This is a genomic window from Variovorax brevis (assembly GCF_030317105.1).
GTDB lineage: Bacteria > Pseudomonadota > Gammaproteobacteria > Burkholderiales > Burkholderiaceae_C > Variovorax > Variovorax brevis.
The window spans coordinates 1-12,595 of the sequence record NZ_JASZYG010000021.1 but is presented as its reverse complement, the minus strand read 5'-3'; the positions used below and the strand labels follow the sequence as shown (position 1 = coordinate 12,595).

General features: G+C 62.0%; 9 protein-coding genes and 1 tRNA gene. All 10 read right to left on the bottom strand.

The window, feature by feature from the left end; translation table 11 throughout:
- Window positions 1-82: 82 nt before the first annotated feature.
- Window positions 83-4,330 carry a DNA-directed RNA polymerase subunit beta' gene (rpoC, locus tag QTI66_RS33650; RefSeq protein ID WP_286564722.1) on the bottom strand — a complete coding sequence of 1,416 codons (4,248 nt, stop codon included), beginning with the start codon at window positions 4,328-4,330 and terminating at the stop codon, window positions 83-85.
- A 25-nt stretch (window positions 4,331-4,355) separates the two neighbouring features.
- Window positions 4,356-8,480 carry a DNA-directed RNA polymerase subunit beta gene (gene rpoB, locus QTI66_RS33645; protein ID WP_286564721.1) on the bottom strand — a complete coding sequence of 1,375 codons (4,125 nt, stop codon included), beginning with the start codon at window positions 8,478-8,480 and terminating at the stop codon, window positions 4,356-4,358.
- A 258-nt stretch (window positions 8,481-8,738) separates the two neighbouring features.
- Complete coding sequence (gene rplL, locus QTI66_RS33640) at window positions 8,739-9,113, bottom strand: 50S ribosomal protein L7/L12 (protein ID WP_262076740.1); 375 nt, start codon at window positions 9,111-9,113, stop codon at window positions 8,739-8,741.
- Window positions 9,114-9,155: 42 nt separating this feature from the next.
- Window positions 9,156-9,692: a 50S ribosomal protein L10 gene (gene rplJ / locus QTI66_RS33635; protein ID WP_286564720.1), complete on the bottom strand. Its 537-nt coding sequence runs from the start codon at window positions 9,690-9,692 to the stop codon at window positions 9,156-9,158.
- A 245-nt stretch (window positions 9,693-9,937) separates the two neighbouring features.
- Window positions 9,938-10,636 carry a 50S ribosomal protein L1 gene (gene rplA, locus QTI66_RS33630; RefSeq protein ID WP_286564719.1) on the bottom strand — a complete coding sequence of 233 codons (699 nt, stop codon included), beginning with the start codon at window positions 10,634-10,636 and terminating at the stop codon, window positions 9,938-9,940.
- On the bottom strand, window positions 10,637-11,068 hold the full coding sequence (rplK, locus tag QTI66_RS33625; RefSeq protein WP_019658337.1) for a 50S ribosomal protein L11: 432 nt from the start codon (window positions 11,066-11,068) through the stop codon (window positions 10,637-10,639).
- A 125-nt stretch (window positions 11,069-11,193) separates the two neighbouring features.
- Window positions 11,194-11,778 carry a transcription termination/antitermination protein NusG gene (gene nusG, locus QTI66_RS33620; RefSeq protein ID WP_286564718.1) on the bottom strand — a complete coding sequence of 195 codons (585 nt, stop codon included), beginning with the start codon at window positions 11,776-11,778 and terminating at the stop codon, window positions 11,194-11,196.
- On the bottom strand, window positions 11,778-12,161 hold the full coding sequence (gene secE, locus QTI66_RS33615) for a preprotein translocase subunit SecE (protein WP_286564717.1): 384 nt from the start codon (window positions 12,159-12,161) through the stop codon (window positions 11,778-11,780). The genes nusG and secE overlap by 1 nt, the downstream gene beginning before the upstream one ends.
- Window positions 12,162-12,267: 106 nt before the next feature.
- Window positions 12,268-12,343 (bottom strand) — tRNA-Trp (locus tag QTI66_RS33610).
- Between the two features lie 14 nt (window positions 12,344-12,357).
- On the bottom strand, window positions 12,358-12,595 hold a 238-nt coding region (locus QTI66_RS33605; RefSeq protein ID WP_506555398.1), incomplete at its 5' end, for an EF-Tu C-terminal domain-related protein.

The following is a 12,595-nucleotide window of genomic DNA, read 5'->3' as shown; positions in this document are numbered from 1 at the left end:
AGAAAAACGCCCCCCGGCCGCGATGGGTCGGGGGGCGTTTCGGGCCTTGCATGGCCTTGAGTTTACGCGTGGGTCAGACGCGTCATTCGGTCGGAGCGCCTTCGCTGGCGTCGGCCGTGGTGGTCGCGGTCGCGCTTTCGTCGGCCGCCGATTGCATGGCGCCGAGTTCGGCAGCCTCCGCTTCGGCGATCGCGCGGCGCTCGGCCTCGTCCATCAGGTCCTTGGCCTTGCGAGCCTGGTGATAGGCCATGCCGGTGCCTGCGGGGATCAGGCGGCCGACGATGACGTTTTCCTTCAGGCCACGCAGTTCGTCGCGCTTGCCCATGATCGCGGCTTCGGTCAGCACGCGCGTCGTTTCCTGGAACGACGCGGCGGAGATGAACGAGTCCGTCGACAGGGATGCCTTCGTGATACCGAGCAGCAGGTTCGTGTACGTCGCGGGGATCTTGTTGTCCGAACGAAGCGCGTCGTTGGTGTTCAGCATTTCCGAACGCTCGACTTGCTCGCCCACGATGTAGTTCGACTCGCCGGCGCTTTCGACCACGACACGGCGCAGCATCTGGCGAACGATCACCTCGATGTGCTTGTCGTTGATCTTCACGCCTTGCAAGCGGTACACGTCTTGCACTTCGTCCACGATGTAGCGCGCCAGTTCTTCCGAACCCAGCAGGCGCAGGATGTCCTGCGGATCGGCCGGACCGTCGACGACGCTTTCGCCCTTGTTCACCACCTGGCCTTCGTGCACCAGGATGTTCTTTTCCTTCGGCACGAGGTCTTCCCAGACCTTGCCTTCCGGATCGGTGATCTGCAGGCGGATCTTGCCCTTCGTCTCCTTACCGAACGACACGGTACCGGTCATTTCGGCCAGCATGCCCTTGTCCTTCGGCGAACGGGCTTCGAAGAGCTCGGCCACACGCGGCAGACCGCCGGTGATGTCGCGCGTCTTCTGGCCTTCGACCGGGATACGGGCCAGCACTTCGCCGGGACCCACGTCCTGACCGTCGCGGATCTGGATCAGCGCGCCGATCGGGAAGCCGATCGTCACCGAGTGGTCGGTGCCGGGGATCTTCACTTCGTTGCCCGAAGCGTCGATCAGCTTCACTTGCGGACGCACAACCTTGGCAGCGCCGCGGCGCTTCGGGTCGATCACGACCAGCGTCGACAGGCCGGTGACTTCGTCCACCTGCTTGGCAACCGTGAGGCCTTCCTCGACGTTCTCGAAGTGCGCCTTGCCGGCGAACTCGGTAATGATCGGGCGCGTCAGCGGATCCCAGTTGGCCAGCACGTGGCCCGCCTTGATCTGCTGGTCGGCCTTGACCGCCAGGGTCGAGCCGTAGGGCACCTTGTGGCGCTCGCGCTCACGGCCGTGCTCGTCATGGATGACGATCTCGCCCGAACGCGCGATGACGACCAGTTCGCCCTTGCTGTTGGTCACGTAGCGCATCGTGGCGTTGAAGCCGATCACGCCGTTGGACTTGGCTTCCACGCTCGAAGCGATGGCCGCACGCGAAGCCGCACCACCGATGTGGAAGGTACGCATCGTCAGCTGCGTGCCCGGTTCGCCGATCGACTGGGCAGCGATCACACCGACGGCTTCGCCGATGTTGATCAGGCCGCCGCGGCCGAGGTCGCGTCCGTAGCACTTGGCGCAGATACCGAAGCGCGTTTCGCAGGTGAGCGCCGTGCGCACGCGCACTTCGTCCACGCCCTGGGCTTCGAGTTCTTCGATGTTGTCTTCGTCGAACATCTCGCCGGCCTGCAGCAGCACCGAACGGTTTTCCGGGTGCAGCACGTCGTCGGCTGCGGTGCGGCCGAGGATACGGTCGCGCAGCGATTCGATGACTTCACCGCCTTCGACGATGGCGCGCATCGTCGAGCCGTTGTGCGTGCCGCAGTCCTGCTGCGTGACCACCAGGTCTTGCGTCACGTCGACCAGGCGACGGGTCAGGTAACCCGAGTTCGCCGTCTTCAGTGCCGTGTCGGCCAGACCCTTGCGGGCACCGTGGGTGGAGATGAAGTACTCCAGCACGTTCAGGCCTTCGCGGAAGTTCGCGGTGATCGGCGTCTCGATGATGGAGCCGTCCGGCTTGGCCATCAGGCCCCGCATGCCGGCGACCTGGCGGATCTGCGCGGCCGAACCGCGAGCGCCCGAGTCGGCCATCATGTAGATCGAGTTGAACGATTCCTGCTCGACTTCCTTGCCGTGGCGGTCGATGACCTTCTGCTTGGACAGCTTGGACATCATCACGCGCGACACGGCGTCGCCGGCCTTGCCCCAGATGTCGACCACCTTGTTGTAGCGCTCGCCGGACGTCACCAGGCCGGAGACGTACTGCTGCTCGATCTCTTTCACTTCCTTCGACGAAGCTTCGATGATGTCGTGCTTTTCAGCCGGCACCAGCATGTCGTCGATGGCGATTGAGATGCCCGCCTTGGTGGCCAGGCGGAAACCGTTTTGCAGCAGCTTGTCTGCGAAAACGACGGTTTCCTTCAAGCCGCACTTGCGGAACGAGACGTTGATGAGCTTCGAAATTTCTTTCTTCTTCAGCGCCTTGTTGATGTTCGAGAACGGCAGGCCCTTGGGCAGGATCTCGGACAGCAGCGCGCGGCCCACGGTCGTGTCGACGAGCGAGGTCGACGGCGTGAATTCGCCGGTTTCCTTGTTCTTCGAATACTCGGTGATACGCACGGCGATCTTGGCGGTGAGTTCGACCACGTTCGCGTCGAGCGCGCGCTGCACTTCACCGATGTCGGAGAAGATCAGGCCTTCGCCCTTGGCGTTGATGCGGTCGCGGGTCGTGTAGTACAGGCCCAGCACCACGTCTTGCGACGGCACGATCGACGGTTCGCCCGAAGCGGGGAACAGCACGTTGTTGGAGGCCAGCATCAGCGTGCGGGCTTCCATCTGTGCTTCCACCGACAGCGGCACGTGCACAGCCATCTGGTCACCGTCGAAGTCGGCGTTGAAGGCCGCGCAAACGAGCGGGTGCAGCTGGATGGCCTTGCCTTCGATCAGGATCGGCTCGAAAGCCTGGATGCCCAAACGGTGCAGCGTCGGCGCACGATTCAGCATGACCGGGTGTTCCTTGATGACTTCTTCAAGGATGTCCCACACCACCGGCGTGCCCGATTCGACTTCCTTCTTGGCAGCCTTGATCGTGGTCGCGATGCCCATGGCTTCGAGGCGCGAGAAGATGAATGGCTTGAACAGCTCGAGCGCCATCAGCTTCGGCAGGCCGCACTGGTGCAGCTTGAGCGTCGGGCCCACCACGATGACCGAACGGCCCGAGTAGTCCACGCGCTTGCCCAGCAGGTTCTGGCGGAAACGGCCGCTCTTGCCCTTGATCATGTCGGCCAGCGACTTCAGGGCGCGCTTGTTCGCGCCCGTCATGGCCTTGCCACGGCGGCCGTTGTCGAGCAACGAGTCCACGGCCTCTTGCAACATCCGCTTTTCGTTGCGCGCGATGATTTCCGGAGCCTTCAGTTCCAGCAGTCGGCGCAGGCGCGAGTTGCGGTTGATGACGCGACGATAGAGGTCGTTCAGGTCGGAGGTCGCGAAGCGGCCGCCGTCCAGCGGCACCAGCGGACGCAGGTCCGGCGGCAGCACGGGCAGCACGTCGAGCACCATCCAGTTGGGCTTGATGCCCGACTTGCGGAAGGCCTCGAGCACCTTCAGGCGCTTGGAGTTCTTCTTGACCTTGACTTCGGAGCCGGTCAAGTCGCCGCGCAGCTTTTCGATCTCGGTGTCGAGTTCGATGCCTTCCAGCAGGTCCTTGATGCCTTCGGCGCCCATCTTGGCGATGAACTCATCGCCATATTCGCGGCGCTTCGCGTCGAAGTCGTCTTCCGACATGATGCTGAACTTCTTCAGCGGGGTCATGCCGGGGTCGGTGATCACATAGGCTTCGAAGTACAGCACGCGTTCGATGTCGCGCAGCGTCATGTCGAGCACGAGGCCCAGGCGCGACGGCAGCGACTTCAGGAACCAGATGTGCGCGCACGGTGCGGCCAAGTCGATGTGCCCCATGCGTTCGCGGCGAACCTTGGTCTGCGTGACTTCAACGCCGCACTTCTCGCAGATGACACCGCGGTGCTTGAGGCGCTTGTACTTGCCGCACAGGCATTCGTAGTCCTTGATGGGCCCGAAGATCTTGGCGCAGAACAGGCCATCGCGCTCGGGCTTGAAGGTGCGGTAGTTGATCGTCTCGGGCTTCTTCACTTCGCCGAAAGACCACGAACGGATCTTCTCGGGCGATGCCATGCCGATCTTGATGGCATCGAAATGCTCATCCGGTGTGAATTGCTTGAACAGGTCGAGTAGCGATTTCATATGACTCTTTCCTTTTCCCTAATGCTTAGGAGCGTTCCAGCTCGATATCGAGGCCGAGCGAACGGATTTCCTTGACCAGCACGTTGAACGATTCCGGCATGCCGGCTTCGATGGCGTGCTCGCCCTTGACGATGCTCTCGTAGACCTTGGTGCGACCCTGAACGTCGTCGGACTTCACGGTCAGCATTTCCTGCAGGACGTAGGCGGCGCCATAAGCTTCCAGCGCCCACACTTCCATTTCCCCGAAACGCTGTCCGCCGAACTGCGCCTTGCCGCCCAGCGGCTGTTGCGTGACCAGCGAGTACGGGCCGGTCGAACGGGCGTGCATCTTGTCGTCCACCAAGTGGTGCAGCTTCAGGAAGTGCATGTAGCCGACAGTGACCGGACGCTCGAATTGCTCGCCGGTACGACCGTCGAACAGGTGCGCTTGCGTGCGGGTTTCGGTCAGGCCCTTGAGCTTGGCGATGTCGTCCGGGAAGGCGAGCTTCAGCATCGCGCGGATTTCGTCTTCCGACGCACCGTCGAACACCGGCGTTGCGAAGGGCACGCCGCTGGACAGGTTGTGCGCCATCTCGACGATTTCGTCGTCGTTGAACTGCGTGATGTCTTCCTTGCGGCCCGTCGAGTTGTAGAACTCCTCGAAGAACTTGCGCAACTCGGCCACCTTGGCCTCTTGCTGCAGCAGGTCGCCGATGCGCTGGCCGATGCCCTTGCCGGCCCAGCCCAGATGCACTTCGAGAACCTGGCCCACGTTCATCCGCGAAGGAACGCCCAGCGGGTTCAGGCAGATGTCGCACGGCGTGCCGTCGGCCATGTGCGGCATGTCTTCGACCGGAACGATCTTGGACACGACGCCCTTGTTGCCGTGACGGCCGGCCATCTTGTCGCCAGGCTGCAGGCGGCGCTTGACGGCCAGGTACACCTTGACCATCTTGAGCACGCCCGCGGGCAGCTCGTCGCCTTGCGTGAGCTTCTTGCGCTTTTCTTCGAACGCGAGGTCGAAGCTGTGCCGCGTCTGCTCCAGCGAGTTCTTGATCGATTCGAGTTGCGAAGCGACTTCGTCTTCCGCCGGGCGGATGTCGAACCAGTGGAACTTCTCGACCGAATCAAGGTACGCCTTGTCGATCTTCGTGCCCTTGGCCAGCTTGTTCGGGCCGCCGTTGGCAGCACGACCATTCAGCAGCTTGGCGATACGGTCGAACGCGTCGGCTTCGACGATGCGAAGCTGGTCGTTCAGGTCAAGGCGGAAGCGCTTGAGTTCGTCGTCGATGATCTGCTGGGCGCGCTTGTCGCGCGTGATGCCTTCGCGGGTGAACACCTGCACGTCGATCACGGTGCCTTGCGAGCCCTGGTCCACGCGCAGCGAGGTGTCCTTCACGTCGGAAGCCTTCTCGCCGAAGATGGCGCGAAGCAGCTTTTCTTCCGGCGTCAGCGTGGTTTCGCCCTTCGGCGTGACCTTGCCCACCAGCGTGTCGCCGGGTTGCACTTCGGCGCCGACGTAGATGATGCCGGACTCGTCCAGGCGGTTGAGCTGTTGCTCGGCCAGGTTCGGGATGTCGCGCGTGATTTCTTCAGCGCCCAGCTTCGTGTCACGGGCCATCACCACCAGTTCCTCGATGTGGATCGAGGTGTAGCGGTCGTCGGCCACCACGCGTTCGGAGATCAGGATCGAGTCTTCGAAGTTGTAGCCATTCCACGGCATGAAGCCGATGAGCATGTTCTGGCCCAAGGCGAGTTCGCCCAGGTCGGTCGATGCGCCGTCGGCCACCACGTCACCCTTGGCGATCTTGTCGCCGCGCTTGACGATCGGACGCTGGTGGATGTTGGTGTTCTGGTTCGAACGCTGATACTTGATCAGGTTGTAGATGTCCACGCCCACTTCGCCGGCTTGCGCTTCGGCGTCGTTCACGCGCACCACGATGCGGGTCGCGTCGACATAGTCGACCACGCCGCCGCGCGTTGCGGTGACCACCGTGCCGGAGTCGACAGCCGAGACGCGTTCGATGCCGGTACCGACAAACGGCTTTTCGGGACGCAGCACAGGCACGGCCTGGCGCTGCATGTTGGCGCCCATCAACGCGCGGTTCGCGTCGTCGTGCTCCAGGAAGGGCACGAGCGAAGCGGCCACCGACACGATCTGCGCGGGTGACACGTCCATGTACTGGATGCGTTCTGCACCGACCAGGATCGACTCGCCCTTTTCGCGGGCGGAAACCAGGTCGCCGGTCAGCTTGCCGTCCTTGTCCAGGACCGCGTTGGCCTGGGCGATGACGTACTTGCCTTCTTCGATGGCCGACAGGTAGTCGATGTCCATCGTGACCTTGCTGTCGACCACGCGCCGATACGGCGTCTCGATGAAGCCGTATTCGTTCAGGCGGGCGTACAGGGCCAGCGAGTTGATCAGGCCGATGTTCGGGCCTTCAGGCGTTTCGATCGGGCACACACGGCCGTAGTGGGTCACGTGCACGTCGCGCACTTCGAAGCCAGCGCGTTCGCGAGTCAAACCGCCCGGGCCAAGGGCCGACACGCGGCGCTTGTGGGTGATTTCGGACAGCGGGTTCGTCTGGTCCATGAACTGCGACAGCTGCGACGCACCGAAGAACTCCTTGAGCGCCGCGGAAATCGGCTTGGAGTTGATCAGGTCGTGCGGCATCAGCGGCTCTTGCTCGGCCTGGCCCAGACGTTCCTTCACGGCCTTCTCGATGCGGGCGAGGCCGGTGCGGTACTGGTTCTCGGCCAGTTCGCCGACGCAACGCACGCGGCGATTGCCCAGGTGGTCGATGTCGTCGACTTCGCCGCGGCCATTGCGCAGGTCAACCAGGATCTTGACCACGGCCAGGATGTCCTCGTTGGTCAGCACCATGGGGCCGGTCGATTCGTCGCGGCCAACCTTGGCGTTGAACTTCATGCGGCCGACGCGCGACAGGTCGTACGTGTCCGGGTTGTAGAACAGGCGCTGGAACAGTGCTTGAACAGCGTCTTCCGTCGGCGGCTCGCCGGGGCGCATCATGCGGTAGATGGCGACGCGCGCTGCGAACTCATCGACGGTTTCGTCGATGCGCAGGGTCTGCGAAATGTACGGACCCTGGTCGAGTTCGTTGGTGTAGATCGCCTGGATGTCCTGCACGCCGGCGGTACGCAGCTTCTTGAGCAGCGCTTCGGTCAGCTCGTCGTTGGCCTTGGCCAGGATTTCGCCCGAGTCAGGATCGACGATGTTGCGGGCCAGCACGCGGCCGACCAGGAAGTCTTCGGGAACGCTGATGTGCGTCGTGGCCGACTGTTCGAGTTCGCGGGTGTGGCGCGCGGTGACGCGCTTGTCCTTGGCGACCACGACCTTGCCGGACTTGTCGGTGATGTCGAAACGTGCGACTTCACCACGCAGGCGCTCGGAGACGAACTCCATCTGCGCGCCGCTGTCCATCAGGCGGAAGTTGTCGTTGACGAAGAAGTTCGCCAGGATCGATTCCGGGTTCAGGCCGATGGCCTTCAGCAGGATCGTGACCGGCATCTTGCGGCGACGGTCCACGCGGAAGTACAGCATGTCCTTGGGGTCGAACTCGAAGTCGAGCCACGAGCCGCGGTAAGGAATCACGCGGGCGGAGAACAGCAGCTTGCCCGAGCTGTGGGTCTTGCCCTTGTCGTGTTCGAAGAACACGCCCGGCGAGCGGTGCAGCTGCGAAACGATCACGCGTTCCGTGCCGTTGATGATGAAGGAACCCTTTTCGGTCATCAGGGGCACTTCGCCCATGTAGACCTCTTGTTCCTTCACTTCCTTGACCACCTTGGACTGCGACGTCGACGACTCGCGGTCATAGATGATGAGCTGCACCTTGGCACGCACGGCCGAGGCGAAGGTCAGGCCACGGGTCTGGCACTCACGCACGTCGAAAGCGGGCTTCGCGAGGTTGTACTCGAGGAACTTCATCTCGACAAAACCATTGTGCGAGACGATGGGGAAGGCGGCGTCGAACGCGGCTTGGAGGCCTTCTACGGTACGTTTTTGCGGGGCGATGCCAGCTTGCAGGAACGCGGTGTACGCGTCTTTCTGCATCTGCAGCAGGTAGGGGATTTCAACAACACTGTCGCGGCTGCCGAAACTTTTTCGGATGCGCTTGCGTTCGGTGTAACTGTACGTGGACGTTTGGGCCATGAGAGCTCCGGGCTTGAGATCTTCAGCGACTAGTCATCAACGCTTGCGCGCTGCTTGGCGGCTGGCCACTACCAGCCGATGGCGGACGGTGATGCGTTGCACATCACCCGAACCAAGGGGTCTTCTGCAGTCGGGGTCAGAAGACACTCAAAAATCGTCTCGGGATCGTTTCGCCGAGTCGGCTTTTGGGTGCGCTCTGAAAGCGGCAAAGGCTGGAGGGCTTTTTTCAAGCACCTCCAGCCCTCAAGGGGAAATGAATTACTTCAGTTCGACCTTGGCGCCGGCATCTTCCAGCTTCTTCTTGGCAGCTTCAGCGTCAGCCTTCGACAGGCCTTCCTTGACGGCCTTGGGAGCGGCTTCCACCAGGTCCTTGGCTTCCTTGAGGCCCAGGCCGGTGATTTCGCGGACAGCCTTAATGGCCGAAACCTTGTTCGCGCCAGCGTCCATGAGCATGACGTTGAATTCGGTCTTCTCTTCGACGACAGCGGCAGCGGCGCCACCACCAGCGGCGGGAGCCGACATTGCAGCGGCGCTCACGCCGAACTTCTCTTCGATGGCCTTGACCAGGTCGTTGAGTTCCAGGACCGTCATGCTGTCCAGCGCGGTCAAAAATGCGTCTTTATCGAATGCCATTTGGGATTCCTAACAATTGGGTTGATTTCTTAAAACTCAAGCTCAAGCGGCTTGAGCTTCTGCGGCCGGAGCCGCGTCTGCGGGTGCTTCGCCGCCGCCACGCTTTTCCGCCAGGGCTGCGAGAACGCGTGCCGTGCGGGAAATGGGGGACTGCATCAAGCCCAGCAATTGCGCCAGCAGCACTTCCTTGGAAGGGATGTTGGCCAGTTGCTTCACGCCTTCGACGTCCAGGGCCTTGCCACCGAAAGCGCCACCGCGGATGACCAACTTGGTGTTGGTCTTCGCGAAATCGGCCACCACCTTCGCGGCGGCCACAGCGTCTTCAGAGAAGCCATAGATCAGCGGACCGGTCATCTGGTCGCCGACGACTTCAAATGCGCTACCAGCGACAGCACGGCGTGCCAGCGTGTTCTTCAACACGCTGAGGTTCACACCTTTGCTGCGCGCTTCGCTGCGCAGTTTGGTCATATCGGCCACCGTGATGCCACGGTATTCCGCCATCACGAGCGTTTGAGCTTTTGCGGCGAGGCTGGTCACTTCGGAAATGACCGCTTCTTTCTCACTGCGATTCAGACTCAAGGTCTACTCCTTTAAATCGCCCTTCGGCAAAAACTGCCTCGGAGCGCACTTCATGCAGCGACCAACTGTTTGGAACCCTATAAATTCCTTGCAGTGGGGTCGCCATCTGCGCTGACCGTCTTTCGACAATTAAGTGCAGCGAACTGCACGCCAGCGGTCTTGGATGGCCCGTCGCGCGTTGCTTGCCGCGACGACCCACCACATCACCGCCCCGCTCTTTCGAGTGGTGCGGTGCATTCTTTGCATCAGGCCTGCGTGATCGACTGGGTGTCGACGCGAACGCCAACGCCCATCGTCGAGGACACAGCCACCTTGCGCAGGTACACACCCTTGCTCGATGCCGGCTTGGCCTTGACCAGCGCGTCGATGAGCGCAGCCAGGTTGCCTTGCAGCTTCTCGGTGTCGAACGAGCGACGGCCGATCGTGCCGTGGATGATGCCGGCCTTGTCGACGCGGAACTGGACCTGGCCAGCCTTGGCGTTCTTGACAGCGGTAGCAACGTCCGGGGTCACGGTGCCAACCTTGGGGTTGGGCATCAAACCGCGAGGGCCGAGGATCTGGCCGAGCGTACCGACGACACGCATGGCGTCCGGCGCGGCGATGACCACGTCGAAAGGCATGTCGCCAGCCTTGACCATGGCAGCCAGGTCGTCCATGCCGACGATGTCGGCACCGGCGGCCTTGGCTTCTTCAGCCTTGGCGCCCTGGGCGAACACAGCCACGCGCTTGGTCTTGCCGGTGCCGTTGGGCATCACGACAGCGCCACGCACCACCTGGTCCGACTTCTTGGCGTCGATGCCGAGTTGCACGGCCACGTCGATCGATTCGTCGAACTTGGCGGTAGCGGCTTCCTTGACGATGCCGATGGCATCGACCAGCGGATACAGCTTGGTCGTCTCGACCTTGCCAGCCAGTGCTTTTTGCTTCTTGGTGATCTTGGCCATTTACACGCCCTCCACATTCACGCCCATCGAGCGGGCCGTACCGGCGATGGTGCGAACTGCTGCGTCCATGTCGGCCGCGGTCAGGTCCTTCATCTTGGTCTTGGCGATTTCTTCGAGCTGAGCGCGCGTGATCTTGCCAACCTTGTCGGTGTGCGGACGGGCCGAGCCCTTGTCCAGCTTGATGGCCTTCTTGATCAGGACGCCGGCCGGCGGCGACTTGATGATGAAGGTGAAGCTCTTGTCGGCGAAAGCGGTGATGACCACCGGCAGTGCCAGACCCGGCTCGTAGCTCTGCGTTTGCGCGTTGAACGCCTTGCAGAACTCCATGATGTTCAGACCGCGTTGGCCCAGTGCGGGACCGATCGGCGGTGAGGGGTTGGCCTTACCAGCTGGCACTTGCAGCTTGATGAAGCCGACGATTTTTTTCGCCATGCTTTACTCCTTGCGGGTGATATCGCCACGCACTGTGTCGTGGCTCCCCGGGGTTGGGGGCTCTGGAGATACCGTCTTGCGCCGAGCCCGGAAAGAGCGCAAGACCCAAATCTTTGGCTGTCGCCTCAGGTCTTTTCGACTTGGGCGAATTCGAGTTCCACAGGGGTGGCGCGGCCGAAAATCATGACGGACACGCGAACCTTGCTCTTCTCGTAGTTGACTTCCTCGACGGTGCCGTTGAAGTCGGTGAAGGGGCCTTCCTTGACGCGCACGAATTCGCCCACGACGAACTCCACCTTGTGGCGGGGCTTCTCGGTGCCCTGCTGCATCTGGCTGACGATGTCCTCAACCTCTTTCTGCGAGATCGGGGCCGGACGGTTCTTGGCGCCGCCGACGAAGCCCGTCACCTTGTTGGTGTGCTTCACCAGGTGCCAGCTTTCGTCGTCCATGATCATTTCGACCAGGACGTAGCCGGGGAAGAAACGACGCTCGGTCGTACGCTTCTGGCCGTTCTTGATTTCGACCACTTCTTCGGTCGGCACCAGGATGCGGCCGAACTTGTCCTGCATGCCCGCGCGGTTGATGCGCTCGAGAATGTTGCGCTCCACAGCCTTTTCCATGCCGGAATAGGCGTGTACCACGTACCAGCGAAGGTCGGGGTTGGCGGCGGGCGCCAGAATCGGCGATGTCGTTTCAACAGCGTCGGTCATTATTTTCTCCAGCCCAAAATGAGGTCAAAAAACACCCATTCCAGCGTCTTGTCGGTGAGCCAGAGGAAGATGGACATGATGACAACGAAGCCAAACACGTAGGCCGTCATCTGCATGGCTTCCTTGCGGGTGGGCCACACAACCTTCTTGACTTCGCGCCACGAGTCACGGCCGAAGGCCACCAGCTGGCGGCCATGCTCGGAGCTGGCGAATGCGCCAACCGCGGCAGCCAGACCGACGAGCAGCGCGATCCACTGCACGACCGCACCCTGGCGGGACAGCAGATAGAACGCCACGATGGCGCCCACCGCGAGCACGACTGCACCGGCCAGCTTGGCCTTGTCTGCGGTGGTGCTGACGGTTTCGATTTGAGTTGTAGCCATCTTGGGCAAATATTCCTGCGGCTTTTCAGCCTTGATTCAATGCGCCTTCTTCAGACGCCGAAGCCCGTCACGCGTGACGGGCTCGTTTTTTGGGACCACCTTCAGGTGGCAGGGGCAGTAGGAATCGAACCTACAACCTTCGGTTTTGGAGACCGACGCTCTGCCAATTGAGCTATACCCCTTCGATCCCTCTAACTTATTCGAGGACCTTGGCCACGACGCCCGAACCCACGGTACGGCCGCCTTCGCGGATAGCGAAACGCAGGCCTTCTTCCATGGCGATCGGGTTGATCAGCTTCACGGTGATGCTGACGTTGTCGCCCGGCATGACCATTTCCTTGTCCTTGGGCAACTCGATCGCGCCGGTCACGTCCGTCGTGCGGAAGTAGAACTGCGGACGGTAGTTGTTGAAGAACGGCGTGTGACGGCCGCCT

Excerpts from the sequence above, each read along its gene's own strand:
- rpoC (WP_286564722.1), bottom strand. The coding sequence starts at position 4,330 with ATGAAATCGCTACTCGACCTGTTCAAGCAATTCACACCGGATGAGCAT.
- rpoB (WP_286564721.1), bottom strand. The coding sequence starts at position 8,480 with ATGGCCCAAACGTCCACGTACAGTTACACCGAACGCAAGCGCATCCGA.
- rplL (WP_262076740.1), bottom strand. The coding sequence starts at position 9,113 with ATGGCATTCGATAAAGACGCATTTTTGACCGCGCTGGACAGCATGACG.
- rplA (WP_286564719.1), bottom strand. The coding sequence starts at position 10,636 with ATGGCCAAGATCACCAAGAAGCAAAAAGCACTGGCTGGCAAGGTCGAG.
- rplK (WP_019658337.1), bottom strand. The coding sequence starts at position 11,068 with ATGGCGAAAAAAATCGTCGGCTTCATCAAGCTGCAAGTGCCAGCTGGT.
- nusG (WP_286564718.1), bottom strand. The coding sequence starts at position 11,778 with ATGACCGACGCTGTTGAAACGACATCGCCGATTCTGGCGCCCGCCGCC.
- secE (WP_286564717.1), bottom strand. The coding sequence starts at position 12,161 with ATGGCTACAACTCAAATCGAAACCGTCAGCACCACCGCAGACAAGGCC.